Raw genomic sequence first — 26,888 nt, forward strand, 5'->3', positions numbered from 1 at the left:
GCCAGCCTTTTGTTACCCCGCGAGCCAGCCCGAAAGCGCGTCCTCGGCCAGGGCGAAGGAGGTCGACATGCCGGTGCCGCTCGTCACCATCACGGCCCGGACACCGGGCGCCGCATCCTCGATCAGCGCCGCCTCGGTCTTCGAATGGGGATAGATGCCGATCCAGCGTTCCACCACCCTGTCGCTGCCAAGGCGCAGGGCGCGCCGGGCATGGCCGATCATCAGCTCGTCGACCCCATCGGGCGCGAAGGGATCGGGCGTCGTCGCATAATGATGCGAATCGCCGACGACGAGGGAGCCGTCCGCCGACTGCACGACAATGAGATGGATACCGTTGTCGAGGCTTGGCGCTTCTTCCTTCGCCAGCACGGCCTTCAGCGCCTCGGCCGCGGGCAATTCCGAAAAGCCGAGGTAACGGCCGAGCGACATGTCGTTCATGATCGAGCCGGGCAGGACCCAGCCGGTTCCCTGCGGCGCCAGGCGCAGCATGTGCAGTTTGCACAGGTCGAGATCGCGCCGCGCCCAAAGCTCGGGATAGAGGCCGAGGAAATCGCCGCCGGGGCAGACCACCGCCTGACCGGCCTCGATCACGCCCGCCGTCGTCCTGATTCGTGGCAGCTCGATCTCCTTCACCAGCGTGTTGCGCAGGAACGTCACGCCCATCTCGGCTTCCAGCCAGGCGGCCAGCTTCGGCACCGCGAGGCGCGGCTCCACCCGCATCTCGTGCGGGCTCCACAGGCAGGCGGTGGCATCTTCGTGGCGCAGCAGGGGCAGGCGCGCGGCGATCTGCGCGGGCGACAGCATCTCGCAGCCCGCGCCCATCTCGGAGGCGACGAAGGCTTCGACGACGGCGGCGGCCTCGGGCCGGTGGGCGATCACCGCGGTGCCGCGATGAATGACCTCGATGCCCGCCTTCGGCGCGACCTCGGCCCAGATGTTGCGGCTGCGCAGGGCCCGGTTCCAGACCGTGCCCTGCTGCTGGCCGGTCACGGTGACGAAGCCGAAATTGCGGATCGAGGCGCTGTTGGCCTGGGCGTCGCGGTCGATCACCACCACCCGCCGCCCGGCCTTCACGGCCGCCAGGGCATGGGCGAGACCGACGATGCCGGCGCCGACGATGGCGAGGTCGAAAACACGGGTGGACATGGTCGGGAACTCCAGCGGGTACGGGCGGCTATCGGGCCGGGCCATACCATGACAGGATCGCGGGGGGACCGGGAAGACCCTGCCGCGCATCGGGGACCCGCGCGAAGGGTATTGCCGGCCCCGCGTTTTCGCATTTTCGGGGGGAATACCATGTCCATGAAGAGATCGGGCGACAGCCCGTCGCCGCCTGCCGTGCTGAGCAAGATCGGTCCCATCGGCGCGATCTTCGCCGGCGCCGTCGTCGTGCTGTCGAGCTGGTACACGATCGACGAGGGCGAGGTCGGCGTCGTCCTGCGCAATGGCGCGGTGCTGGACGTCGCCGGGCCCGGCCTTCATTTCAAGCTGCCGATCATCGACAATGTGGTCAGCCTGTCGACGCGGACCGAGAAGCTGAACCTGCCCGAAGTCGCGGCCTATTCGCAGGATATCCAGGCGGCCTTCCTGAACATGTCGGTGAACTACCGGATCAACGCCGGGCAGGCGACGGAGATCTACGCCAAGCTCGGGGTCAATTTCGCCGACCGTATCCTGATGCCGGCGCTCCTCGACCGGACCAAGGCGGTGTTCGGCCGCTACAACGCGCCGAGCATCGTCGGCGAGCGAGCGAAACTGGTCGCCGACATCACCGATTCGCTGCGCGAGGCGGTGACCGAGGAAGGCATCATCATCGAGAGCGTGCAGATCGAGAACATCGACTTCTCGGATGCCTTCGAGCAGGCGATCGAGCAGCGGATGCAGGCCGAGGTCGAGGTGACCCGCCTGCGCCAGAATCTGGAGCGGGAAAAGGTCCAGGCCGAAATCCGCAGGACGGCCGCCCAGGGCCAGGCCGATTCGACCGTGGTCCAGGCGCGGGCCGAGGCCGATTCGCGCGCGCTTCAGGCCAAGGCCGAGGCCGACGCCCTGCGCCTGCGCGGCGAGGCGGAGGCCGATTCGATCCGCGCCAAGGGCCTCGCCATGAAGGAAAATCCGGCCCTGATCGAACTGATCCGGGCCGAGCGCTGGGATGGCCGCCTGCCCCAGACCATGGTGCCCGGCGGCGCCATGCCCTTCATCGAGATGACGCCCGGGAAATAGCAGGGGCGGCGGCCCACCTCCCCCCCCTCTCCGCCCTTCAGGGGGGAGTGGGCCGGGGTGAGGTGGGCGGCCTGCGTGTTACTCCACCGGCACCACGGTCACCGTGCCCATGGCGTCGCGGGCGCGGTATTCGGGGCGATACATGTCCTCGACCGCGACGCCGGGCACCCGATAGGTGCCGGGGGTCACGGCGCGGACGATATAGGCGACGGCGAAGCTGCTGTTTTCCGTCGTATCGAATGCGGCGACGTAACGGTCGTCGAGGGCTTCCTGATACTGCGGATAGGTCATTTCAGGCAGCCAGCCGATCTCGCCCGCGGTGGTCGAGCCGACGAGACGCGGATTCTCGATCTCGAAGCCCGCGGGCAGGAGGTCGATCACCATCAGCTGATTGCCGAGACCAGACGTGGTCCGCCCGGTGACGACCGCGACCATCATGGTCCCCTGAGCGACCGCCTTGGGGTCGATCGCCTTGCCGTCGAGGGTGAAGAAGCGGCGCTGCACCTCGATGCCCGCGCTGCTGGCGGGCATGTCCTTGGCGGGAACGCCGATCACCGTGCCGGTGTACCAGACCGAACCTTCGCCCTGGTTCTCGAGCCGGAGACCGGCCGCGACCTCGGCGATGGTGGGCCGCACCGCATAGGCGGTGCTGCGCGGCGGCACGGCGGTGGCGCCGACCGCGACCTGCATCCTGTTGTCGCCATCGGCCAGCGCCCGGGCGGCCATCAGCAGCCAGGCGCTTTCCTGCGTCGACAGCCAGCGCTTGCCACCGACCATGTCGGCGACCTTGGCGGCCAGGGCTTCGGGGTCGATGCCTGGCACCTTGGTCTCGGCGGCGAGGGCGACGATGGCGGCGAGGTCGCGCACCTGACTGCCGTAATCGCTGCCCGCGTTGCGCCGGTCCTGCGCCGCCAGGGCGCGGTCGAAAGCCTCGGAGGCGCGGCCGGTATCGCCCATCAGGGCGAGGGCGGCGCCGACCTGGGCCATGGCCAGCGGCGTCGGCAGGTCGATGCCGACCGCGTCATGCATGTAGCGGGTGGCGCCGATTTCGCCCACGCCCGCCTCGGCGAGGACATAGAGCGCATAGGCGCGGGAGGCGAGGGCATCCGGCCCGTCGTCGCGCCGGTTCTCGCCGTGGCGCTTCAGCCAGGCGAGGCCGCGGCGATAGGCGAAGTCCGGCACGGCGATGTCGCGCGCCCGCGCCCTCGTCAGGAAGTCGAGGGCATAGGCGGTCAGCCAGGGCTGGGTATCGCCGTAATAGTCCCACAGGGCGAAGCTGCCGTCGCCGCGCTGCATCTCGAGGATATGGCCGATGGCCTTCTCGATCCGCGCGGTCAGGTCGGGCTCGTCCGGCTGCTCCCACAGCTTGGCGACCTCGCCGACATAGAGCAGCGGCAGGGCCCGGCTGGTGGTCTGTTCGAGGCAGCCGTAGGGGTAGCGGTCGAGGCCGCGCAGCAGGCCGGCGACATCGACATTGGGCCGCGGGCTGAGACTGAGCAACAGCTCCGGCGTGCCGGGGACGTAAGGGTCGAGCGCCTTCTGCCCGACGGTCAAGCCGTCGCGGGGTTTCAGCTGGCGCACCAGCCGGTCGATGGAGGGCAGCTGCGGCGCCCGCGTGCCGATGCTGACGGTGCGCGAGAAGCTGAAGCCATTCGGCCCCTCGACGGTCAGGGCCAGCTTGCCGAGACCGGCGGCGACCGCCTTGATCGGGATGTTTACCGTCCTGGTCGCGCCGACCGGCAGATCGACCGGGCCGGGCTTCTTGCCCGGCACCAGCTGGACGATGTCGTCCCCGGCGATGGAGACCGAATAGGCCCCCGCCGCACCCGCCGCGTTGCTGAGGGTGACGGTCAGCCGGCTGGTGTCGCCGACGCCGAGGAAGCGCGCGGTCGAGGTGAGCACGACGACCGGATCGCGCACGATCAGGCCCTTGTCGGCGCTGCCGACCTGACGGGCGTTCCAGGCGACGGCCATCAGGCGCAGGCGGCCGTTGTAATCGGGCACGTCGAAGGACAGCGTGCCCTTGCCACTGGCGTCGAGGGCGACGATGCCGGTGAAGAGCGAGACCAGCTTGATGTCCGACGGCGGGGCGCCGCGCCGGCCGAGGGCATAGCCGTCGCCACCTTCGCGAAGCGCGCCGGGCTTGCCCAGCTTGGCGTTCAGCAGCTGGCCATAGGCATCGTGGATGTCGAGGCCGAGGCGGCGCTTGCCGAACAGCTGGGACAGCGGATCGGGGGTCTGGAAGTCGGTCAGTTGCAGGATGCCTTCATCGACCGCGGCCACGGTGACGAAGGTGGGCGATGCCCCCGCGATGCCCTTCACCTCGATCGGGATCGAGACCTTCTGGCGCGGCAGCACCATGTCGGGCGCGTTCATCGCGATCTGCAACTGGCGGGCAGCGGGATCGACGCCCAGCCAGGCGAGGCCGATGGCGCGGCCCGGGCCACGCTCGCTGTCGGCATCGCCCGGGCGGAAGGCGGTGGCGAGGACATAGGCGCCCGCGCCCCAGGCTTCCGAAACCGGCACCTCGATGTCGGTGCCGGTCGCGGGCACGGTGACGTTCCGGGTTTCCAGCACCTTGTCGGTGGCGACGATGATCTGCACTTCACCGGCGAAGGGCGCCTGCAGGCGCAGTTTCGCCGTCTCGCCGGGGGTATAGAGCGGCTTGTCGGCGACCACGGTCATCTTGTCCGGGGTCTCGCCGATCGAGGGGGCGATGAACCAGCCGGCGGTGAAGCGCAGCGACGAGGCGGCGCCGGTGCCGGCGTCGGTCAGCTCGATGCGGTAGCGGCCGTATTGCACCGCCTGCGTCTGCAGGGTGACCGGGCCGGCCGCCTTCAGGTCGATGGTGCCGGTGCCCAGCGGCTTGTCGCGCACGACGACGTCATAGTTCCAGGCGCCATTGCGGAAATACCACTGATAGCTCCAGTCCTCGCGCACCAGCGACCAGCGCACGCCCGAGGCATCGCTCGGTTTGCCCGACTGGTCGAGGGCGATCAGCTGGAAGCCGGGGGTGCCGTTCTCGGCCAGTTCGGCATTCTCGAAACCGGCCTTCACGCCCAGCCACAGGGGCCGGTTGCGTACCGGCAGCTCCAGCCGCTGGCTGACCGGGCGGCCGCTGGTCTCGAAGACATCGGCGCGGATCATCGCGGTCAGCGGCTGCACCGTGTCGGGCAGCTGGCCGGGGTCGATCTCGAAGGTGACCTTGCCCTTGGCGTCGGTCACCTGATCCTCGAGGTTGACGCGGACCTGCTCCACATTCTCGTCGACGAGGCCGAAGCTGTAGTCCTTGAAGTCGGGGAAGGGCACCTCGGCCTCGCCGATCACGACTTCGACCGCGCTGCGCAGGTCGGCGGCCGGCGTGCCGAAGAGATATTTCGCCTCGATCGACAGGGGTACCGGATGGCCCGGCTCGATCGCCGGGGCGTCGGCCTTCACCTTGGTCTCGATGCGGGCGGGGACGATATCCTCGACGAGGACGGACAGGCTGCCGACGGCCGCCTTGTCCGGATCGGTGTGCCACGACAGGGTCCAGCTGCCGGTGCGCGCCCCGGCGCTGATCGCCCAGGTCACGTCATAGGCGCCGCCCGCCGCCGGCTTCAGCGGCCGGCGCTCGATCTCGACACCGTCGGGCCGGGTGACCTTCAGGGTCAGCGGCAGGTCGGCCACGGCATTGCCGGCATCGTCGCGCAGCAGGGCCATGATGTGGGCGGTCTCGCCCGGGCGATAGACGCCGCGCTCGGCATAGGCGAAGAGGTCGAGCGGGCCGGGCTGCGGCCGGCCCGAAACACCGCGATCCGACAGGTCGAAGGCAGGGCCGGTCAGGTCGAGGAAGGTGAAATCGCCGCCCCCGGCGAAGGCCATGATGGCGGCGGGGGAACGGCCGCCCTCGGCCCGCAGCAGGCCGGGGTCGAAGCGGACGACGCCCTTGTCGTCGGTCTTCGCCCGTGACAACTCGTCGTTGTTGCGGGCATAGAGGCCGATGTCGACCCCGGCCGCCGGCTTGCCGGTCGAGAGCGAGCGGGCGACCACGGTCAGCCCGTCGTTGGCGGCATAGGTGGTCAGGCCGACATCGGTCACCACCACCCACTGGGTGGCGAGGTCGTCCCAATAGTCGGGTTCGCCGGTCGCGGGCGCCGCGGTCAGGACATAGACGCCGGGGGCGGCGGTCTTGCGCATCTGCTCGATGTCGATCGCGGTGACGACGCGCTTGTTCGCCTCGTTCTCGATCGTGACCTCGCCCTGCCAGACTTTCTCGCCCGAGGTCTGGGCGATTTCCTCGGCGTCATAGGACGTCAGGATGCGCATGAAATTGCCGTTGGCGATGGTCGGCAGGATGTTGCGGTCGTTGATGCGGTAGAGAACGAGGCGGGCCTTGTCGGTATTGACCGACTGCAGCGGAATGCCGGTCGCGCCGACCTTGGGCAGGATATAGGCGGACTGGGTGAAGCCGAGGCTTTCCGGCCGGTTGCCGACGGTGATCGCCGCGCCCTCGTCGCGGTCCAGCTTCACACCTTCGGTGCCGGGCAGGCCCTTGGCGGCGGCGATCTCATAGGCTTCGCCAAAGCGCGCGCCTTCGACGCACAGGGTCTTGTCGCGGACGACGATGGCGCCGTCGAATTTCGGCGTGACCTCGATGTAATCCTCGTAATGGGCGGTCGGGTTCAGCTCGCCGTAGAAATCGAGGCAAAGCGCGGGGGTGTCCGCGTCCTCGTTGGCATAGGCGTTGATGATCCGGAAGCGCGTCGCCTCTTCCAGCTCGGCGATCTGCTCGTCATAGGCGTTGGATCCCGCGACCTTGGCCGCCTCGCGATAGGCTTCGAGCGCCAGCTCCGGGTTGTCGTTGCGCGACAGCGAGGTGCCGAGGATTTCGAGCGCGGCCAGTTTCGCCGGCTTCGTCTTGGCCAGCGTATAGGCGCGATAGGCGGCGGGGGTGGCGCGCCAGTAGTTGGAATTGCGCAGCTGGATTTCCGCCAGCAGCGTCCAGGTCGCGGCATCGTCGAGGCCGAGGGCGATCGCCCGCTCGTAGAAATCGGAGGCCTGCCACCAGCGCTCGCGCTTGGCCTGGATCGCGGCCGCCTCGACCGCGCGCTTGGCTTCGGCGAGGTCTTTCGGACCCTCGTCGCGGCCGGCGATCGAATCCATGTAATAGCCGGCCTGTTCCTGAAGCCTGTCCAGCGTGCCCGCCATCGCGGCGCCGGTCACGGCCCCCGACAGGACAAAGGCGACGAGCAGACTGCGAAGCGCCGAAGCGATGCGGCCCATGACGAGATTCCCCCCTCGAAAACCGCGCGATCCTACACCAAGGCCGAGGTCCGTGCCGACTATCTTGACGCGCGGCACCAGCCGGACCTGTGACGCGGATCACAGCGCAGCGAGGATTGACGATGAAGGTGACGGGATGATGGCGGACGGTCTCCGCCGGGACTGAACGGGCTTGCCCCCCGGGCCGGTGGCGCGCTTCTGCGCATCCCTCGGCGACAAGCCTGATCTCAGCCGACGCTGTTCACGGTCGGGCTGGTGCTGTCGAGCGCGATGTTGTTGCTGCTGGCATAGGCCTGGATGGCCTTGTAGAGCGAGGTCAGCAATTCACCCGACAGGGCGGTGCCGCTGGCTTCGGTGTCGGTCATATCGGATGCCGTGGCGGCCGCCGAGGTGGAAGCGGATGTCGCCGTCGAAGTCGACGAGGCCGACGAATCGTCCTCGCTGGCCTGCTGCAGGACGTCGATCAGGGCCGAGACGAGATCGGACGACAGGCTGGGCGCCCCGCCGGTCAGCTCGGGCGGCGGCGGGGGTGGCGGCCGGTTGGCGTCGAGGCCGGCCTTCAGCTGGTCCTCGGTCAGGGCGCCGGTGCCATCCTCGTCGATCTTGGCATAGAGCGCGGCGGCATCCGTCTCGCTCATGTCCTTGGGGCGGCTGGCGACGAATTCGTCCTGGCTCACCGTTCCGTCGCTATTGGTGTCCAGTTTCGAGAACAGGCTTTGCGTCGCCTGGCTACCCGAAACCGATGAGATGCTGCTCATGATTTCCCTCCATGGTGGAACGGGCCTGATCACATGACCGGACCCGGCGGGAGGGGCAGCAAGAAACGCGCCATGTCACGGGCCGCGGAATGCGCGGCGTTGCGGACCATGGGGCGGGAAACGGGCCGGCAATTCCTGCCGGCCCGGCAAATCCGTCTCAGGCGATGCGGCGCTTTTCGCCCTGCCAGTAGCGGTCCTTCAGCAGGCGCTTGTAGAGCTTGCCGGTGGGGTGGCGCGGCAGCTCGGCCTCGAAATCGACCGAGCGCGGGCATTTGATCGCCGAGAGATGGGCCCGGCAGAAGGCGATCAGCTCGGCTTCCAGCGCGGGGCCGGCGTCGCGCATGTCGGCGGGCTGGACCACGGCCTTCACCGCCTCGCCCCAGTCCGCGTCGGGCACGCCGAAGACGGCGACATCGGCCACCTTGGGGTGGGTGATCAGCAGGTTCTCGGCCTCCTGCGGGTAGATGTTCACCCCGCCCGAGATGATCATGTTGGCCTTGCGGTCGGTGAGGTACAGGTAACCTTCCGCGTCGAGATAGCCGATGTCGCCGAGGGTGGACCAGCCCTTGTCGTTGCGGCTGGACGCCGTCTTGTCCGGGTCGTTGTGATATTCGAACACCGGCCCGTCCGAGAAATAGATCGTGCCCGCCTCATAGGGCGGCTGCTCGTTGCCCTCGTCGTCGACGATATGGGGCACGCCCATCATCGCCCGTCCGACCGAGCCCTTGTGGCCCAGCCATTCGGCCGAGGTGATGGCGCAGAAGCCGTTGCCCTCGGTGCCGGCGTAATATTCGTTGATGACCGGTCCCCACCATTCGATCATCTGCTCCTTGACCGGAATGGGACAGGGCGCGGCGGCATGGATCGCGCATTTCAGCGACGAGACGTCGTATTTCGCGCGGGTTCCCGGATCGAGCTTCAGCAGGCGCACGAACATGGTCGGCACCACCTGGGTATGGGTGACGCGGTGCTTCTCGATCAGCGCCAGATATTCCTCGGGATCGAAATGCTCCATCACGATCACGGTGGCGCCGAAACGCATCATGGTCAGCGAGAAGCGCAAAGGCGCCGCGTGATAGAGCGGCGCGGGCGAGAGATAGACCGTGTCGGCATTCGGGGCATAGAGCGCGGCATTCAGCATGAACAGCTTGCCCGGGGTGCCATAGGGCTCCTCCGGCAGGGGCACGCGCACGCCCTTGGGCCGGCCCGTGGTGCCCGAGGAATAGAGCATGTCGGCGCCTTCCGACGGATCGGGGATCGGCTCTTTCGGCTTGTCGGCGACGGCGGTCTCGTAGGACTGGAACCCGTCGGCAGTGCCGTCCAGCATCAGGCGGGTGGCGAGGCCCGGGCATTGCGCCGCGACCTTGGTCGCGACATCGGCCATGTATTTCGTGCTGATCAGCGCCTTCGAGCCGCTGTCGTTCACGATATAGGCGGCTTCGCCCGCGGTCAGCCGGGTCGAGATCGCGGTGTAATAGAGGCCGGAGCGCAGCGCCGCCCAGCACAGCTCGAAGAAGCGCGGGTGATTCTCGACGATGAGGGCGATGCTGTCGCCCCGCTTCAGCCCGAGGTCGCGAAACAGATGGGCGCAGGCATTGGCCCGCGCCTCCAGCTCGGCATAGGTGACCGTGATGCCGCTGCCCGCCATGCGATAGGCGATCTTGGACGGAGTTGTAGCGGCATGGATGCCCGGATGCATGTTTCTCTCCCTTTATGCGGTCCGGCCGGTTTGCCCGGCTCGTCCCTTCTTCTTATGCTGGGGGAAACACTAACCCGAAGCTGACGCCTTCGTCACCTTGGTTCGACCGATCGCGATGACCGACAAGAAAAACCCGCCCAAGACCGAAGCCGAGCTGAAGGCGGAACGCCTCGCCAAGGCGCTGCGCGACAATCTGCACCGGCGCAAGGCGCAGGCGCGCAGCCGGGATGCCGCGCCCACGCCCGCCCCGAAGGACGAGGCCGAATAGACCTTCGCTTCAGAACAGGAAGTAGCGCTGGGCCATGGGCAGGACCTTGGCCGGCGCGCAGGTCAGCAATTCGCCGTCGGCCCGCACCTCATAGGTTTCCGGGTCGACCTCGATCGCCGGGCAGGCGTCGTTCAGCACCATGCTGGCCTTGGCCGCCTTCATCCGCGTGTTCTCGACCGCGGCGACGATGCGCTGCAGACCGAGCTGGCGGCCGATGTCGAGATCGAGCGCCGCCTTCGAGACGAAGGTGATGCAGGACGCCGCCATGGCCCGGCCGAAGCTGCCGAACATCGGGCGGTAATGCACCGGCTGCGGCGTCGGGATCGAGGCATTGGGATCGCCCATCAGCGCCTGGGTGATGGTGCCGCATTTCAGCACCATGTCGGGCTTCACGCCGAAGAAGGCGGGCGACCACAGCACGAGATCGGCATATTTCCCGACCTCGACCGAGCCGACATGCGGGCTGATGCCATGGGCGATGGCGGGGTTGATCGTGTATTTCGCGACATAGCGGCGGGCGCGGAAATTGTCGTTGCCCGCGCCGTCCCCGGCCAGGGCGCCGCGCTGGGTCTTCATCTTGTGGGCGGTCTGCCAGGTGCGCAGGATCACCTCGCCCAGCCGGCCCATGGCCTGACTGTCGGACGAGATGATCGAGAGCGCGCCCATGTCGTGCAGGATATCCTCGGCCGCGATGGTCTCGCGCCGGATGCGGCTTTCGGCGAAGGCGACGTCTTCCGGAATGCTGGCGTCGAGGTGATGGCAGACCATGAGCATGTCGAGATGCTCGTCCAGCGTGTTCACCGTGAACGGCCGGGTCGGGTTGGTCGACGACGGGATGACATGGGGCAGGCCCGCGACCTTGATGATGTCCGGGGCATGGCCGCCGCCCGCGCCTTCGGTGTGGAAGGCGTGGATGGTGCGGCCCTTGAAGGCGCCGACGGTATCCTCGACGAAACCCGATTCGTTCAGCGTGTCGGTGTGGATCATCACCTGCACGTCGTAATCGTCGGCGACCGACAGGCAGCAGTCGATGGCGGCGGGGGTGGTGCCCCAGTCCTCATGCAGCTTCAGGGCGGCGGCGCCGGCCTTCACCTGTTCGATCAGGGCGGCGGGATCGGAAGCGTTGCCCTTGCCCGCGAACATCAGGTTGACCGGCAGGCCTTCCGCCGCCTGCAACATGCGGGCGATGTGCCAGGGGCCGGGTGTGCAGGTCGTCGCGTTGGTGCCCGTCGCCGGCCCCGTGCCACCGCCAATCAGGGTGGTGATGCCCGACGAGATCGCCTCTTCCACCTGCTGCGGGCAGATGAAATGGATGTGACAGTCGATGCCGCCGGCCGTCAGGATCTTGCCCTCGCCCGCGATCACTTCCGTGCCCGGGCCGACGATGATGGAAACGCCCGGCTGGGTATCCGGGTTGCCGGCCTTGCCGATGCCGGCGATGCGCCCGTCCTTGATCGCGACATCGGCCTTCACGATGCCCCAGTGGTCGAGAATGACGACATTGGTGATCACCGTGTCCACGGCGCCCGCGGCGCGCGTCACCTGCGACTGGCCCTGGCCGTCGCGGATTACCTTGCCGCCGCCGAATTTCACCTCCTCGCCATAGGTCGTGTAATCCTTCTCGACCTCGATCAGCAATTCCGTGTCGGCGAGGCGGATGCGGTCGCCGACGGTCGGCCCGAACATGTCGGCATAGGCGCCGCGGCTCATCTTCATCGGCATGTCACAGGTCTCCCATCACGAGGCCGCGGAAACCGACAGCCCGGCGCAGGCCCAGCAGGGGCACCAGCGTCACCTCCCGCGTCTGGCCCGGCTCGAAGCGGACGGCGGTGCCGGCCGGAATGTCGAGCCGGTAACCATGGGCCGCCGCGCGGTCGAACTGCAGCCCGGCATTGGTTTCGGCGAAATGGTAATGGCTGCCGACCTGGATCGGCCGGTCGCCGACATTGGCGACGCTGACCGTCACCGTCGGCGCGCCCGCGTTCAATTCGATCTCGCCGGCGGCGGGAATGACTTCACCCGGAATCATGGCCTGTACCTTTAGCGGATCGGTTCGTGGACGGTGACGAGCTTGGTGCCGTCGGGGAAGGTCGCCTCGACCTGGACGTCGTGGATCATCTCGGCGATGCCCTCCATCACCTGGTCGCGGGTAATGACCGTGGCGCCGGCCGCCATCAGATCGGCGACCGAGCGGCCATCGCGCGCGCCCTCGACGACGAAATCGGTGATCAGGGCGATGGCTTCCGGATAATTCAGCTTCACGCCCCGCTCCAGCCGCTTGCGGGCGACGATGGCCGCCATGGCGATCAGCAGCTTGTCCTTCTCACGCGGTGAAAGATTCATCTTTTCAGTCCCTCAAGCGCCGGGCGGTCGCATCCGCGACCTTGGCTCGCTTCGCTAAAGCTGCGCGGGGCCTCAATGGCCCTTGAATGTCGTGGCTCGTCCCGGCGTTGCCGGGACATCGCCGGGTTAGATTTGCCAGACCCGTGGGATGGGCCTTGCGCCGCGCAAGGGGGCGAGGGCGGCCAGGACCATGCGGCGGAGGTCGGCGCCCGTCTGCCCCAGGCAGCGGATCAGGATCATATCGTCAAAGGCGCTGGCGCCCCAAAGGGTAAAGTTACCGAGGGCATTACGCACATCGTCCAGCCGCCCGGCAAGGCCGCCCCCGGCGCCAACGATGCTGGCCGAGGCGCGGCAGCCCTGCGCCGCCGCCAGGCGGTCGAGCCTTCCCTGCATGTCGCCCTCGAGCGACAGCACGTCGGCATAGATCAGCCGGCCGCCCCGGCTCAGACGCCAGGCATCGCGGAACCGGCCACGGCTCACGCTCTCGCCCCGGGCCGTCCGGCCGAACACCACCTGCTCGAGGCCGAGGAAGGCGGCATCCGGCGCCATGTCGATGCAAAGGTCGCGGGCAAGATCGCAATCGTCGAACAGGATGGTTTCCTGCGGCAGCCATTCGGCGAAGGCGCCTTCGCCCACGCTCAGCCGCGTCTCCTGCCGGGCCGGCACGCCGCCGATGGCGCGGTAGGCCCGCTCCGCCGCCTGGGAGGCGACGGTGGCGCTGGTCCCCGGCCCCCAGTCGACCCGGGTCGACAGCCGGTCGCCGCCGGTCAGGCCGCCCGCGGTGTTCAGGGTGACCGCGGTCATATGCGCGCCCGTCTCCCGCCTCGGGAACCGGGCCTTGGCACAGCCCTGCTGATAGAGGTGATCGAGCACGGTCGCCTCGCCCCGCCGCCGGAAGGAGAGTTCCAGCCGCCCCTCCGCCCGGGCAAGCGGCGCGGCACTCGGCGGCTCAGACCATGACGTGGCGGCGAACCTCGGCTTCATCCAGCTCGTCCTTGGGCCCGGCCAGGACGACTTCGCCCCGGTCCATGACCGCCAGCGTCTGCCCCAGCTCGTGCGCGAAATCGAAATACTGCTCGACCAGCAGGATTGCCATTTCGCCCCGCCCGCGCAACAGGTCGATGACGCGGCCGATATCCTTGATGATCGACGGCTGAATGCCTTCCGTCGGCTCGTCGAGGACGAGGAGGCGCGGCTTCATCACAAGCGCCCGGCCGATCGCCAGCTGCTGCTGCTGTCCGCCCGACAGATCGCCGCCGCGCCGCCGCAGCATGGATTTCAGCACCGGGAACAGCTCGAAGATCTCGTCCGGCACCTTGCGCTGGCTGCGCGGCAGCACGGCGAAGCCGGTCTCCAGATTCTCGCGCACGGTCAGCAGCGGGAAGATGTCGCGCCCCTGCGGGACATAGGCGATGCCCCGGCGTGCCCGCTCGAACGGCTTCAGATGGGTGATATCCTCGCCTTCCCACATGACCTTGCCGCGCTTCACCGCCTGATTGCCGGTGATCGCGCGCAACGTCGAGGTCTTGCCGACACCGTTGCGGCCAAGCAGGCAGGTAACCTTGCCGACCTCGACGGTGAGCGAGACCGAGCGCAGCGCCTGCGCCGCGCCATAGAAGAGATCGACCTTTTCGACAGAGAGCATGATCAGATCCCCTAGCGGCCGAGATAGACTTCGATGACGCGCTCGTTGGCCTGAACCTGGTCGAGCGGGCCTTCCGCGAGCACCGAGCCCTCGTGCAGCACCGTGACCTTGACCCCGAGCGCCTTCACGAAGGTCATGTCGTGTTCGACGACGACGACCGAGCGGGTCTTGTTGATCTCGACCAGCAGTTCGGCGGTCTCGGCCGTCTCGGCGTCGGTCATGCCGGCGACCGGTTCGTCGACGAGGAGGAGCGCCGGCTCCTGCGCCAGCAACATGCCGATTTCCAGCCATTGCTTCTGGCCGTGGGACAGGTCGCCCGCCAGCCGGCCATGGGATTCGGTCAGCTTGGTCAGCTCCAGCAATTCGTCGATGCGCTGCCGCTCCTTCGCCGTCTCCTTGGCGAAGAGCACGGTGAAGGGCTTGCGCAGGCCCGCGAGGGCGAGTTGCAGATTGTCCCGCACCGTGTGGCTTTCGAACACGGTCGGCTTCTGGAACTTGCGTCCGATGCCCAGCTGGGCGATGGCCGCCTCGTCCAGCTTGGTCAGGTCGACATCGCCGTTGAAGGCGACGGTGCCGACGTCGGGCCGGGTCTTGCCGGTGATGACGTCCATCATGGTCGTCTTGCCGGCGCCGTTCGGGCCGATGATCGCCCGCATCTCGCCGGGCGCGATGACGAGGGAGAGGTCGTTGAGCGCCCGGAAGCCGTCGAAGGTCACGGTCACGCCGTCGACATAGAGGATGGGCTTGGGGGCGGATGTATCGCCGATCTGCATGGCTCTCGCTCCTCTATTCCGCCGCCGGCCTGGGGGCTTCGGGCTTGGCCGTCTCGCCTGCGTTCTGTGCCTTGCGGCTGCGCATCATGTCGAGGAGCTGCGGCACCGTGCCGACGATGCCCTTGGGCATCAGCAGGGTGACGAAGACGAACAGACCGCCGAGGGCGAAGAGCCAGAGTTCCGGCAACACGCCGGTGAACACGGTCTTGCCGAAGTTGACGACGATGGCGCCGACGGCGGCACCGACCAGCGTGCCCCGGCCGCCGACCGCGACCCAGACCACCGCCTCGATCGAATTCTGCGGCGCGAATTCACCCGGATTGATGATGCCGACCTGCGGCACATAGAGCGCGCCGGCAACGCCCGCCATCACCGCCGACAGGGTGAAGGCCGCGAGCTTGTAACCCTCGACCCTGTAACCCATGAAGCGCGTCCGGCTTTCGGCGTCGCGCACCGCGATCAGCACCTTGCCGAAGCGCGAACGGGTGATCCACAGGCAAAGCAGATAGCACAGCGCAAGCGCGAGGGCTGAGGCGGCGAAAAGCGCGACGCGCATCCCGTCGGTCTGCAGGTTGAAACCGAGCAGATCCTTGAAGTCGGTCAGGCCATTGTTGCCGCCGAAACCCATGTCGTTGCGGAAAAAGGCGAGCAGCAGGGCATAGGTCATCGCCTGGGTGATGATCGACAGATAGACGCCGGTAACGCGCGAGCGAAAGGCGAGATAACCGAAGACGAAGGCGAGAATGCCGGGCACCAGCGCGACCATCACCATGGCGAACAGGAAGTTGTCGAAGCCAAGCCAGTACCAGGGCAGCTCCTTCCAGTTCAGGAACACCATGAAGTCGGGCAGCACCGGATCGCCATAGACCCCGCGCGGGCCGATCTGGCGCATCAGATACATGCCCATGGCATAGCCGCCGAGGGCGAAGAAGGCACCGTGGCCCAGCGACAGGATGCCGACGTACCCCCAGACGAGGTCGATCGACAGCGCGAGGATGGCGTAGCACAGATATTTGCCCAGCAGTGCGACGAGATAGGTCGGCACATGCAGTGCGGAGTCGGCCGGCGTCGCGAGATTGAGCACCCCGACCAGCACGGTGACGACGAGGAGGCACGCCAGGAACCACAAGGCCATGGCGTCCGAACCGAAAAGGCGTTTCATGATCATCGCTCGACCGCCCTGCCTTTCTGGGGGAACAGGCCCCGCGGCTTGCGCTGGATGAACAGCACGAGCGCGACGAGGACGAAGATCTTGCCGAGCACGGCGCCGGCCACGGGTTCGAGCAGCTTGTTGGTGATGCCCAGCGTCATGGCCCCGACCAGCGTACCCCAGAGGTTACCGACACCGCCGAAGACGACGACCATGAAACTGTCGATGATGTAGCCCTGGCCGAGGTTGGGGCTGACGTTGTCGATCTGCGACAGGGCGACGCCCGCGATGCCGGCGATGCCGGAGCCGAGGCCGAAGGTGAGCATGTCGACCCAGTTGGTGCGGATGCCCATCGAACCGGCCATGCGCCGGTTCTGCGTCACCGCCCGCATCTGGAGGCCAAAGGCGGTCCGCCGCAGCACGACCATCAGGACGAACAGCACGACGATCGAGAAGACGATGATCCACATGCGGTTATAGGTCAGGGTCAGGCCGCCGAGATCGAAGGCGCCCGACATCCAGGCGGGATTGCCGACCTCGCGGTTGGTCGGCCCGAAGAGGCTGCGCACCGCCTGCTGCAACACGAGCGACAGGCCGAAGGTGGCGAGCAGGGTTTCCAGCGGCCTTCCGTAGAGGAAGCGGATGATCACCCGCTCGATCAGGATGCCGACCGCGCCCGAGACGAGGAAGGCCAGCGGCAGCGCGATGGCCAGCGAATAGTCGAACAGCCAGGGTGCCGAGTTGCGGATGATGTCCTGCACGACGAAGGTCGTGTAGGCGCCGATCATCACCATCTCGCCATGGGCCATGTTGATGACGCCCATCACGCCGAAGGTGATGGCGAGGCCGATGGCGGCGAGCAGCAAGACCGAGCCGAGCGAAATGCCGTAATAGAAGCTCTGCACCCCGGACCACAGGGCGAGGCGGCCTTCGATGGCGTCGGAAGCGTCCTTGATCGCCGCGGCCAGCGCGGGCGAAGGCGACGGCGTCGCCGCCAGCATGGCGAGGGCGTCCTGATCGCCCTGGGCCGCGATCACCTCGACCGCGGCGAGCTTGGCCGGCTCCTCGCCGGGGCCATAGAGCACGAGGGCGGCCTTCGCCCGCTCGAGCGCGGTCTTCACCTTCGCGTCCGTCTCGCGCGCCAGCGCGGTTTCGATCAGGGGCAGCGCCGTCTGATCCTTGGACTTGAACACCGACAGCGCGGCTTCGAGCCGCTTCGCCGGATCGGGGCTGACCAGGGTCAGCTGGCCGAGCGCGGCCTCGACCGCGCGGCGGATGCGGTTGTTGGCGCGCACGGGCTTGGCGCCCGCAGGCTCCGCCGCGACGACCGTGCCGGTCGCGGCATCGTGCAGCGCGCCCGCGGCGTCCTTGTAGACGAGGCTGCCGTCCGCACCGGCCAGCAGCCGGTTGTCGGTCAGCGCCTGCAGAATCTCGATTGCCGTCGGTTGTCCGCTGACGGCCAGCGCCTCGATACCCTTCTGGATATCGTCATAGGAACCGGAGAAGAGTTTCAGGGTGTCCTGAACGTCCTGCGCCCGGGCTTGCCCGATGGCGCCGGCACCGGCCAGGGTCAGGATCGCCATCGCGATCAGGCAGAGCCGCCGTAACCGCGAGAGTGTCGAAATTACCATGGACCGACCGCCTCTCGACAACAGTCAACGCGAAAGGGCCCCGACCTGAAAAGAGCCCCCGGGCGGACGATGCCGCCCGGGGTATGCCAAGTCGAGGGAGGAGACCAGAAACAGACTAACTCAGGCTGCCCGGGCGATTACTTGCCCGAGCCGCCGCACTTGCCGGTGGCGACGTTGAAGTTGCCGCACTTGAGCGGCGCGCGCCAATCGGAGATCAGGTCCTTGGAACCTTCGAGGTAATCCGACCATTCGTCGCCCATGATCAGGCCCGGGGTCTGCGACACGATGTCGAACTGACCGTCGGCCTTGATCTCGCCGATCAGGACCGGCTTGGTGATGTGGTGGTTCGGCATCATGGTCGAATAGCCGCCCGACAGGTTCGGGACGGAAACGCCGATCAGGGCGTCGATCACCTTGTCCGGATCGGTGGTGCCGGCCTTTTCGACCGCCTTGACCCACATGTTGAAGCCGATGACATGGGCTTCCATCGGGTCGTTGGTCACGCGCTTCGGATTGTTGGTATAGGCCTGCCACTTCTTGATGAATTCGGCGTTCTCGGGAACGTCGACCGACATGAAGTAGTTCCAGGCGGCGAGGTGACCGACCAGGTTCGAGGTGTCGAGACCCGCGAGTTCCTCTTCGCCGACCGAGAAGGCGACGACCGGAATGTCGGTCGCCTTGATGCCCTGGTTGGCCAGTTCCTTGTAGAACGGCACGTTGGCGTCGCCGTTGATGGTCGAGACGACGGCAGTCTTCTTGCCGGCCGAACCGAACTTCTTGATGTCGGCGACGATCGTCTGCCAGTCGGAATGACCGAACGGCGTGTAATTGATCATGATGTCGTCGGCGGCGACGCCCTTGGCCTTCAGATAGGCCTCGAGGATCTTGTTGGTCGTGCGCGGATAGACATAGTCGGTACCGGCGAGGACCCAGCGCTTCACGCCTTCCTCGGCCATCAGGTAGTCGACCGCGGGGATCGCCTGCTGGTTCGGCGCGGCGCCGGTGTAGAAGATGTTGCGCGAGGATTCTTCACCCTCGTACTGCACCGGGTAGAACAGGATGTTGTTCAGCTCCTCGAACACCGGCAGCACCGACTTGCGCGAGACCGAGGTCCAGCAGCCGAACACGGCCGAGACCTTGTCCTGCGAAATCAGCTGGCGGGCCTTTTCGGCGAACAGCGGCCAGTTGGAAGCCGGGTCGACCACGACCGCCTCGAGCTTCTTGCCGAGGACGCCGCCCTTCTTGTTCTGCTCGTCGATGAGCATCAGCATGACGTCCTTCAGCGTGGTCTCGCTGATCGCCATGGTGCCGGAAAGCGAATGCAGAACGCCGATCTTGATGGTCTCTTCCGCACGGGCGCCAAAGGTGGCGCCAACCATCGCGGTTGCGCCGAGGACCGCCCCGGCCAGCCATTTCGTGAACCTTGTCGACATTCGTTAAACCCCCAACCCCTGCAGGATCCGAATTTGGCCGCCGGTCGCGGCCGAGACACCACGCTTCGGCGCTGGCCGCCGGCACGAGGCAAAGGGGCAAGAGGCAAGACATGTGCCAAGCGGCGCGACCCCGGGGGAGTCATGCGGTCAGCGGGGATTCAGGGTGTTTTGCCGTTCGGCCATCAGGGTGGCGGCACGTTCAGAATTGGTCAAAATAAAGGCAGCAATACGCAATTTGGCGCAGCATGAGCCTAAATTGTGACCATCGGCCGCCGCCGGTTTTTTGGGCAGCGGCAGCCGACAGGCTGTATACAATCTTGTCAGGCGACGCTCAGGTCGACCTGGATATTGCCCCGCGTGGCGTTGGAATAGGGGCAGACCACATGGGCCTTGGCCACCAGATCCTCGAGCACGGCTTTGTCGACGCCCGGGGCGGCAATGGTCAGCGCGACCTGTATACCGAAACCCGTGGGGATCGGGCCGATGCCGACGGCACCCGATACCGTCGTCGTCTCCGGCAGGGCAACCTTGGCCGCGCGGGCGACGAATTTCAGCGCGCCGAGGAAACAGGCCGAATAGCCGGCGGCGAACATCTGTTCAGGATTGGTCCCGGGGCCATCGTTGCCGCCGAGGGCCTTCGGCGTGGACAGGGTAACCGAAAGCCGGCCGTCGTCGCTGGCGGCGACACCTTCGCGGCCGCCGGTGGCGGTGGCATGGGCGGTGTAGAGGATTTTGTCGGGCATGAGAGGCACTCCGTTGTCGATGGCGCATTATATATCGCACAATTAAATTGAACACAATATATAAAAGCGCATCTCAACCTCTCGTCGCTCCGGCGCAGGCCGGAGCCTTTGAACGCGGAAGCGCCCTCGCCGGCCACAGATTCCGGCCTTCGCCGGAATGACGAGAAAACGGGGCCCTTAAGAACCGTTGGCCAGTTGCGCCCGGAAGGCGGCGACGGCGTCGCGCAGTGCCTTCACTTCGTCACCCGAGGCGCCGAGGCCGCAGACCATGTCCTCGTAATGGCGCCGGGCTTCCGCCTCCAGCGCGCGGCCGGTCTCGGTCAGGCGGATGCGGACCTGGCGCTCGTCGGCGGGATCGCGCCGACGCTCGACCAGGCCCTGCGCTTCCATCCGCTTCAGAAGCGGGGTCAGCGTGCCGGAATCGAGGAACAGCCGCTCGCCCAATGCCCCCACCGTCAGATCGTCCGCCTCCCACAACACGAGCAGCGCGAGATATTGCGGATAGGTGAGGCCGAGCGCCGTCAGCATCGGCCGATAGGCCTTGGTCATCAGATGCGACGCGGAATAGAGCGCGAAGCAGAGCTGATCATCGAGGCGGAGGGAGAGTTTCGGCTGGTCGGTCATGGCGGTAATCCTTTGCCCGACCATTATATAGAGCGCAATGGACTTGCGCGCGAGAGGTCGCGCGCAAGTCCCCTGGCCTGTGAACCCTACCAGTGCAGGCCCTTGGTCAGGGCCGCCAGCGCGACCGCCTCGGTCGAGGGCGCGCCGTCGTCCGCCACTTTCTCGCCCCGCGCCGCGGCGCTGTCCGGGAACAGGCGATAGGTGGTGTTGAACAGGATGTTGGTGACATCCGGCGCCGCCGCCCACAGCAATTCGCCCATGGTGCCGAGGCGGGTGGCGATCCGCTTCGGTTTCTCGACGATGCCCTTCACGATCAGGTTGGCGGCATCGTCGGGCGAGAGGGTCGGGATATTGTCGTACATCTTGGTCGGCGCGATCATCGGCGTGCGCACCAGCGGCATGTAGATATTGGTGAAGGTCACGTTCCTGTGATGGAACTCGGGCGCGGCGCAGCGGGTGAAGGCGCCGAGCGCGGCCTTGGACGCGACATAGGCCGAGAAACGCGGCTGGTTCACCTGCACGCCGATCGACAGGATGTTCACGATGTGGCCGGACTTGCGCGACGACATCACCGGCAGGAAGCCCATCATCAGGCGCAGGGCGCCGAAGTAGTTGACCGCCATCGTCCGCTCGAAATCGTGGAAGCGGTCGTAGGACAGATTGACCGAGCGGCGGATCGAACGGCCGGCATTGTTCACCAGCACGTCGACATGGCCGTGGTCCTTGAGCACGGCGGCGATGAAGCGGTCGCAGCTGTCCATTTCGGCGACGTCGACCGAATAGGCGTGGACATTGCCGCCCGCGGCGCGCAGCTCGGCCTGGACCGCGTCCAGTTCCTCCTGCTTGCGGGCGCAGATGATGGTGATGGCCCCGGCCGCCGCCACTTTCTTCGCCGTCTCGAGGCCGATGCCCGAGGTCGCGCCGGTGATGACCACGACCTTGCCGGCGACGGAACTCGCCAGCGAGCGGTCGCGGTGCAGTTCGGGATTGAGGTGACGTTCCCAATAGTCCCAGACGAAGCCGGCGTAATCCTGAATCGGCGGGCATTCGATGCCGCTGCCCTTCAGCGCCTTCGCCGTATCGCGATTGTCGAATTTGGTCGGGTAGTTGAAGAACTTCAGGGCCTGACGCGGAATGCCGTAACCGCCCAGTACCGTGTCGATGATCGAGCGGATGGGCGGCAGGCCGGCCAGCATCGAGCGGATGCCGGCGGGGATGAAGCCGAACACCCGGCTGTCCACCCGCATGGAGAATTGCGGCGCCCCCGCCGCCTTGGCGAAGACATTGACCACCTCGCCCACCCGGTTGTGCTTCGGGTTGGTCAGGTGGAAGGCGCGGCCGTCGAGCCCGGACTTATGGGCGATATGGTCCATCGAGCGGGTGACGTAATCGACCGGCACGATGTTGAGGAGGCCGCCCTCGATCCCCAGCAGGGAAATCCACTGTGGAATCGCCCGGCGCAATTGCAGGATCAGGTTGAAGAAGAAATAGGGGCCGTCGATCTTGTCGATCTCGCCAGTCTCGGAATGGCCGACGACGATGCCCGGGCGATAGATGCGCCAGGGGATCGAGCATTCCTCGCGCACGATCTTCTCGCTGTCGTGCTTGGTGCGGTAATAGGGGTGATCGTCCGCGGCCCATTCCTCGAACATGTCTTCGCGCCAATAGCCTTCGTAAAGGCCGGCGGCGGCGATGGACGAGGTGTGGTGGAAGGATTTGGCGCCCACCGCCTCGGCGAAGGTGACGGCGTTCCGCGTGCCTTCGACGTTGGATTTGACCTGCGCCTCCTGATCCTCGTTGGTCAGGTCGTAGATCGCGGCGAGATGGAAGACGTGGCTGATCTGGCCTTTCAGCTTCTCGATCTCGGCGGCGGAAACGCCGAGGCGCTTCTTGCCCAGGTCGCCGGTCACGCCGACGATGCGCGCGGCATCGCGCGACCAGCGTTCGTCCTTCAGGGCTTCCAGTTTCTTCTTCGACCCCGAACGCACCAGGACATAGATGGTGCCGTCACGCTTCAGAAGGGCGTCGATCAGATTGCGGCCCAGGAACCCGGTGCCGCCGGTGACGAAATAGCTCATGCCTCTCCCCCGGTATCTCCCTGTGCCGGGCGTGTGTCCACCCGTGCAGGCTGAAGTCTAGACACCGGAAAGGGCGAAAGGGGAGAGGAAATCGCTTTCCGCGAACGGCAACCGATACCGTTATTTGTGCCCGCTTTCGTCCCGCGTCAGGTAATAGGCGGCAAGAATGGGCAGGAAGGTCACCAGGATGACGAAGACCGCCACCACATTGGTCACGGGGCGCTGACGCGGCCGCACCAGTTCGGACAGCATCCAGATCGGCAGGGTCGACTGCTGGCCGGCGGTGAAGGTGGTCACGATCACCTCGTCGAAGGACAGGGCGAAGGCCAGCATCCCGCCCGCCAGCAGCGCGGTCGCGATATTGGGCAGGATCACATAACGGAAGGTCTGGAAGCCATCGGCGCCGAGGTCCATCGAGGCCTCCACAAGGCTGCCCGACAGGCGGCGGAAGCGCGCCACCGCGTTGTTGTAGACGACGACGATGCAGAAGGTGGCATGGCCGAGGATGATGGTGAGGAGGCCATAGTCGATCTCCATCAGATTGAAGGCGGCGCGCAGCGCGATGCCGGTGACGATGCCGGGCAGCGCGATCGGCAATATGACGAGGAGCGAGACCGCCTCCCGCCCGAAGAACTGCCGCCGGGCGAGCGCCGCCGCGATCAGCGTGCCGAGGACGAGGGCGACCGTGGTCGCCAGCGCGGCGACCCTCAGCGACAGGCCGATGGCATCCCAGATATCCTGCCGGCCGAAGGCGACGCCGAACCATTTCAGCGTGAGGCCCGGCGGCGGGAACTGATAGGACTTTTCCTCGGTCGTGAAGGCATAGAGGAAGACGAAGAGCAGCGGCACATGGAGAAACAGCAAGCCCCCCAGCGCCGCCAGCTTCAGGGGTCGGGATGCCCGGTCAGAGCGCATCGAAAGCCCCCGTCCGCTTCGCGCCCCAGAGATAGAGGCCCATGATCGCGACCGGCACCACGGTGAAGGCGGCGGCCAGCGGAATATTGCCCGCCGTGCCCTGCTGGATCAGTACCGCCTGGCCGATGAAGAGATTCGAGCCGCCGACGATCTGCGGGATGATGTAATCGCCGAGGGTCAGCGAGAAGGTGAAGATCGAGCCCGCGATCATGCCCGGCAGGGCGAGCGGCAGGATGACATGGCGGAAGGTCTGCGCGGGATGCGCCCCCAGATCCTCCGACGCCTCGACCAGATTGCCCGGCACCCGCTCGAGCGAGGCCTGCAGGGGCAGGATCATATAGGGCAGCCAGACATAGGTGAAGACGAGGAAGGTGCCGATATAGGAGGTCGACAGGCTGGGCCCGCCGACCACGGGCAGGGCCAGCACGCCGTCGAGGACGACGGTAACCCCCAGCGTGTCGGCGATCCAGGAGACGATGCCTTCCTTGGCCAGGATCAGCTTCCAGGCATAGACCTTGACGAGATAGGACGACCACAGCGGCATCATGACCGCGAGATAGAACACGGCCTTCATCCGTCCCTTCGCGTAACGCGCGGCGTAATAGGCGACGGGAAAGGCCAGCGCGGCCGAGGCCAGCGTGACCGCCGCCGCCATCAGCACGGTGCGGATCACGATGTCGAGATTGGCGAGCTGGAACAGCTGGCCGTAACTCGACAGGGTCAGCGTGTAGTCGATGGTGCCCGAGAATTCGTCGACCGAGAAGAAACTGTTGGTCAGCAGGGCGAACAGGCTGCCCAGATAGATGATGCCGAGCCACAGCAGGGGCGGCACCAGCAGCAGCGCGAGATAGGCCCCCGGCCGCCGCAGCAGGAAATCGGACAGGCCGCGCAGCACGCCAGCGCGGGGGGCCGGCAGGGCGGCGATGCTCATCGCGCGCCCTCCATCGGCCAGAGCGCGGAAAGCGGAATGCCGAGGGTTACCGCCTGACCGGGGCCGAGGCCGCCGCCTTCCCCCGCCGGGATCGAGACGGCGAGGCGAAGCGCGGCCCCCGCGACGGCGACCAGCAGGCGCCGGGCGGCGCCGTGATATTGCGCATCCTCGATCACGGCGGAAAGCGCGGCCTGGCCCTCGGGCGCCGGCCCCGTCAGCAGCGCGATCGCCTCGGGGCGCAGGGAGCAGGGCGCGTCCGGCCCGCCGAGGCCTCGCGCCACGGCGGCGGGCAATACGTTGGAGCCGCCGACGAAACGGGCGACGAATTCGGTGCGCGGGCGCTCGTAAATCTCTTCCGGCGGGCCGACCTGCACGATCTTGCCCTCGTTGAACACGGCGACCCGGTCGGACATCGACAGGGCCTCGCCCTGATCGTGGGTGACGAAGACGAAGGCGGTGCCGAGCTTCCGTTGCAGGGCCTTCAACTCGACCTGCATTTCCTCGCGCAGCTTGAGGTCGAGGGCGCCCAGCGGCTCGTCGAGCAGCAGCACGCGGGGCTGGTTGACGAGGGCGCGGGCCAGAGCGACGCGCTGGCGCTGGCCGCCCGACAGCTGCACCGGCTTGCGGTCGCCATGCTGGCCCAGCTTGACGAGGGCGAGGGCCTCGGCCGCCTTGGCGTGGCGCTCGCGCTTGCCGACGCCGCGCACCATCAGGCCATAGGCGACATTGTCGAGCACATTCATGTGCGGAAACAGGGCGTAGTCCTGGAACACCGTGTTCACCGCCCGCGCATAGGGCGGCACCCCGGCGGAGGCGACGCCAAAAATTTCGATCTCGCCGGAGGACGGCTGGTCGAAGCCGGCGATCAGCCGCAGGCAGGTGGTCTTGCCCGAGCCGGACGGCCCCAGCATGGAAAAGAATTCGCCGGGCGCGATCTCGAGGTCGACGCCATCGACCGCCTTCACGGGGCCGAAGTGGCGGGTGACGGCGCGAAAGCGGACGGCGGGCGCGGCAAATGTCATTCAGGACACACGGATTTGCGGAAGGGGAACGGCGACGTCGCCCCGGTTTTCACCGGGGCGACGCGGTTTCAGCGGACGCTCAGCGACCGCCGAGCACGGCGATGTAATCCGTCACCCAGCGATAGTAGGGCACGCAGGCTTCCTGGCTCTTGCACTTGGAAACCGGGGTGCGCCAGAAGTGGATCTTCTCGAAGTCGTTCAGGCCGTTGGTGGCGCAGCCCTCGTCGGTCAGCAGCGCATTGCCCTTGCAGGCGGCGAGCACGACCGGCACCGAGCCGAACCAGGCGGCGAGATCGCCCTGCAACTTGGCATTCAGCGAATGTTCCATCCACATGTAGGCGCAGTTCGGATGCTCGGCGTCGACATGCATCATGGTGGTGTCAGCCCAGCCGGTGGCGCCTTCGTCCGGAATGGTCGAGGCGACGGGCTTTTCCTGGCTCTTCAGCAGGTTGACCTGGAACGGCCAGGACGAGGTGGCGACCACGCCCTCGTTGTTGAAGTCGTCGACCTGCACCATCGCATCGTGCCAGTAGCGCGAGACGAGACCATGCTGGACCCGCAGCAGGTCGAGGGCGGCCTTGTACTGGTCCTCGGTCAGCTCGTAGGGGTCCTTGATGCCGAGTTCGGGCTTGTGCTTCATCAGATAGAGCGCGGCATCGGCGATATAGATCGGGCCGTCGAAGGCCTGCACCCTTCCCTTGTTGGGCTTGCCGTCCGGCAGGTCCATGGCCTCGAACACCACGCTCCACGACTTCGGCGCTTCCTTGAAGACGTTGGTGTTATACATCAGGACGTTAGAGCCCCACTGGTAGGGCACGCCGTAATGCTTGCCGTCGACCGTGTGCCAGGGCGCATCGGCGAGGCGCGGATCGACGGTCTTCCAGCTCGGGATCAGCGCGGTGTTGATCTCCTGCACCTTCTTGCCGGAAATCATGCGCAGCGACGCATCGCCCGACGCGGTGACCAGATCGAAGCCGCCCTCGTTCATCAGGGCGACCATCTCGTCCGAGGTGCTGGCAGTCTTCACCCGCACCTTGCAGCCGGTTTCCTTCTCGAAGCTCGTGACCCAGTCGTAACCCTTGTCGGTCTCGCCGCGTTCGATATAGCCGGGCCAGGCGACGATATCGACGAAACCCTCGCCCTTGCCGATCTTGGTCGGCGGCGCGGCGAACGCGGCCCCCGACACCATCCCCAGCACCGCCACCGTACAGGCGGCAACCACCAGCTTCTTCATGGCCTCACCCCCGACGCTTCGCGTCTGTCTTTCCCGCCGGGAAAGAACGCATCCCGGCACGGTGACCAGTATGAGCCGAGGTCGGGGGCCGCCGCCAATTCAAAAATGCCGAAACGGAGGTTGAGGGACGTCGAAACTTTTCAGGGGCGGAGACCC

Annotated in this window: 22 protein-coding genes; 2 read left to right on the forward strand and 20 right to left on the reverse strand. The window is 66.8% G+C overall.

Going from position 1 to position 26,888, the window contains the following annotated elements:
* Nucleotides 1-12: 12 nt before the first annotated feature.
* The gene (locus DKG74_RS11755) at nt 13-1,146 is read right to left on the reverse strand and encodes a TIGR03364 family FAD-dependent oxidoreductase (RefSeq protein ID WP_109905964.1); all 1,134 of its coding nucleotides are present in this window, start codon (nt 1,144-1,146) and stop codon (nt 13-15) included.
* Nucleotides 1,147-1,296: 150 nt separating this feature from the next.
* On the opposite strand from DKG74_RS11755, the gene DKG74_RS11760 reads away from it, so the two are divergent.
* Complete coding sequence (locus DKG74_RS11760) at nt 1,297-2,220, forward strand: prohibitin family protein (protein ID WP_207779335.1); 924 nt, start codon at nt 1,297-1,299, stop codon at nt 2,218-2,220.
* 78 nt (nt 2,221-2,298) lie between these two features.
* Here the strand turns inward: DKG74_RS11760 and DKG74_RS11765 are convergent, their stop codons facing one another.
* The 3 genes from DKG74_RS11765 to DKG74_RS11775 all read right to left on the reverse strand — a co-directional run bounded on the left by DKG74_RS11765 (nt 2,299) and on the right by DKG74_RS11775 (nt 9,942).
* The gene (locus tag DKG74_RS11765; protein ID WP_109905966.1) at nt 2,299-7,485 is read right to left on the reverse strand and encodes an MG2 domain-containing protein; all 5,187 of its coding nucleotides are present in this window, start codon (nt 7,483-7,485) and stop codon (nt 2,299-2,301) included.
* 227 nt (nt 7,486-7,712) lie between these two features.
* Entirely contained in the window at nt 7,713-8,243 is a 531-nt protein-coding gene (locus DKG74_RS11770) for an EF-hand domain-containing protein (protein ID WP_109905968.1), read from the reverse strand.
* A 157-nt stretch (nt 8,244-8,400) separates the two neighbouring features.
* On the reverse strand, nt 8,401-9,942 hold the full coding sequence (locus DKG74_RS11775) for an AMP-binding protein (protein WP_109905969.1): 1,542 nt from the start codon (nt 9,940-9,942) through the stop codon (nt 8,401-8,403).
* A gap of 115 nt (nt 9,943-10,057) precedes the next feature.
* Between DKG74_RS11775 and DKG74_RS21765 the strand changes: the two genes are divergently transcribed.
* A complete protein-coding gene (locus DKG74_RS21765; protein ID WP_165837645.1) occupies nt 10,058-10,210 on the forward strand; it encodes a hypothetical protein in 153 nt (50 codons plus the stop codon).
* Nucleotides 10,211-10,219: 9 nt separating this feature from the next.
* On the opposite strand, the gene ureC is transcribed toward DKG74_RS21765, so the two are convergent.
* The 16 genes from ureC to DKG74_RS11855 form a co-directional block, all read right to left on the reverse strand.
* Entirely contained in the window at nt 10,220-11,932 is a 1,713-nt protein-coding gene (gene ureC, locus DKG74_RS11780; RefSeq protein WP_109905970.1) for an urease subunit alpha, read from the reverse strand.
* A 1-nt stretch (nt 11,933) separates the two neighbouring features.
* On the reverse strand, nt 11,934-12,239 hold the full coding sequence (locus tag DKG74_RS11785) for an urease subunit beta (protein WP_109905971.1): 306 nt from the start codon (nt 12,237-12,239) through the stop codon (nt 11,934-11,936).
* 11 nt (nt 12,240-12,250) lie between these two features.
* Nucleotides 12,251-12,553 (reverse strand): urease subunit gamma, encoded by a 303-nt coding sequence (locus tag DKG74_RS11790; RefSeq protein ID WP_109905972.1) that lies wholly within the window; start codon nt 12,551-12,553, stop codon nt 12,251-12,253.
* 126 nt (nt 12,554-12,679) lie between these two features.
* Entirely contained in the window at nt 12,680-13,537 is an 858-nt protein-coding gene (locus tag DKG74_RS11795; RefSeq protein ID WP_109905973.1) for an urease accessory protein UreD, read from the reverse strand.
* The gene (gene urtE / locus DKG74_RS11800) at nt 13,503-14,198 is read right to left on the reverse strand and encodes an urea ABC transporter ATP-binding subunit UrtE (protein WP_109905974.1); all 696 of its coding nucleotides are present in this window, start codon (nt 14,196-14,198) and stop codon (nt 13,503-13,505) included. Before urtE ends, DKG74_RS11795 begins: the two co-directional genes overlap by 35 nt.
* A gap of 11 nt (nt 14,199-14,209) precedes the next feature.
* Nucleotides 14,210-14,971, reverse strand: coding sequence for an urea ABC transporter ATP-binding protein UrtD (gene urtD, locus DKG74_RS11805; protein ID WP_109905975.1), 762 nt, complete (start codon nt 14,969-14,971; stop codon nt 14,210-14,212).
* 13 nt (nt 14,972-14,984) lie between these two features.
* Nucleotides 14,985-16,133 (reverse strand): urea ABC transporter permease subunit UrtC, encoded by a 1,149-nt coding sequence (urtC, locus tag DKG74_RS11810; RefSeq protein WP_243404107.1) that lies wholly within the window; start codon nt 16,131-16,133, stop codon nt 14,985-14,987.
* A 2-nt stretch (nt 16,134-16,135) separates the two neighbouring features.
* Complete coding sequence (gene urtB, locus DKG74_RS11815; RefSeq protein WP_109905977.1) at nt 16,136-17,752, reverse strand: urea ABC transporter permease subunit UrtB; 1,617 nt, start codon at nt 17,750-17,752, stop codon at nt 16,136-16,138.
* 137 nt (nt 17,753-17,889) lie between these two features.
* Nucleotides 17,890-19,185, reverse strand: coding sequence for an urea ABC transporter substrate-binding protein (gene urtA, locus DKG74_RS11820; protein ID WP_109905979.1), 1,296 nt, complete (start codon nt 19,183-19,185; stop codon nt 17,890-17,892).
* Nucleotides 19,186-19,505: 320 nt separating this feature from the next.
* Nucleotides 19,506-19,928, reverse strand: coding sequence for an organic hydroperoxide resistance protein (locus DKG74_RS11825; protein ID WP_109905981.1), 423 nt, complete (start codon nt 19,926-19,928; stop codon nt 19,506-19,508).
* A 177-nt stretch (nt 19,929-20,105) separates the two neighbouring features.
* Nucleotides 20,106-20,552, reverse strand: a complete 447-nt coding sequence (locus tag DKG74_RS11830; protein WP_109905983.1) for a MarR family winged helix-turn-helix transcriptional regulator — start codon at nt 20,550-20,552, stop codon at nt 20,106-20,108.
* 86 nt (nt 20,553-20,638) lie between these two features.
* Nucleotides 20,639-22,630 (reverse strand): SDR family oxidoreductase, encoded by a 1,992-nt coding sequence (locus tag DKG74_RS11835; RefSeq protein WP_109905985.1) that lies wholly within the window; start codon nt 22,628-22,630, stop codon nt 20,639-20,641.
* Between the two features lie 120 nt (nt 22,631-22,750).
* Nucleotides 22,751-23,545 carry an ABC transporter permease gene (locus tag DKG74_RS11840; RefSeq protein WP_109905987.1) on the reverse strand — a complete coding sequence of 265 codons (795 nt, stop codon included), beginning with the start codon at nt 23,543-23,545 and terminating at the stop codon, nt 22,751-22,753.
* Entirely contained in the window at nt 23,535-24,476 is a 942-nt protein-coding gene (locus DKG74_RS11845) for an ABC transporter permease (RefSeq protein ID WP_109905989.1), read from the reverse strand. The genes DKG74_RS11840 and DKG74_RS11845 overlap by 11 nt, the downstream gene beginning before the upstream one ends.
* A complete protein-coding gene (locus tag DKG74_RS11850; protein WP_109905991.1) occupies nt 24,473-25,498 on the reverse strand; it encodes an ABC transporter ATP-binding protein in 1,026 nt (341 codons plus the stop codon). The genes DKG74_RS11845 and DKG74_RS11850 overlap by 4 nt, the downstream gene beginning before the upstream one ends.
* A gap of 79 nt (nt 25,499-25,577) precedes the next feature.
* Nucleotides 25,578-26,732, reverse strand: coding sequence for an ABC transporter substrate-binding protein (locus DKG74_RS11855; protein WP_109905993.1), 1,155 nt, complete (start codon nt 26,730-26,732; stop codon nt 25,578-25,580).
* Nucleotides 26,733-26,888 lie beyond the last annotated feature (156 nt).

Origin of the sequence: Zavarzinia aquatilis (genome assembly GCF_003173035.1) — a bacterium.
GTDB lineage: Bacteria > Pseudomonadota > Alphaproteobacteria > Zavarziniales > Zavarziniaceae > Zavarzinia > Zavarzinia aquatilis.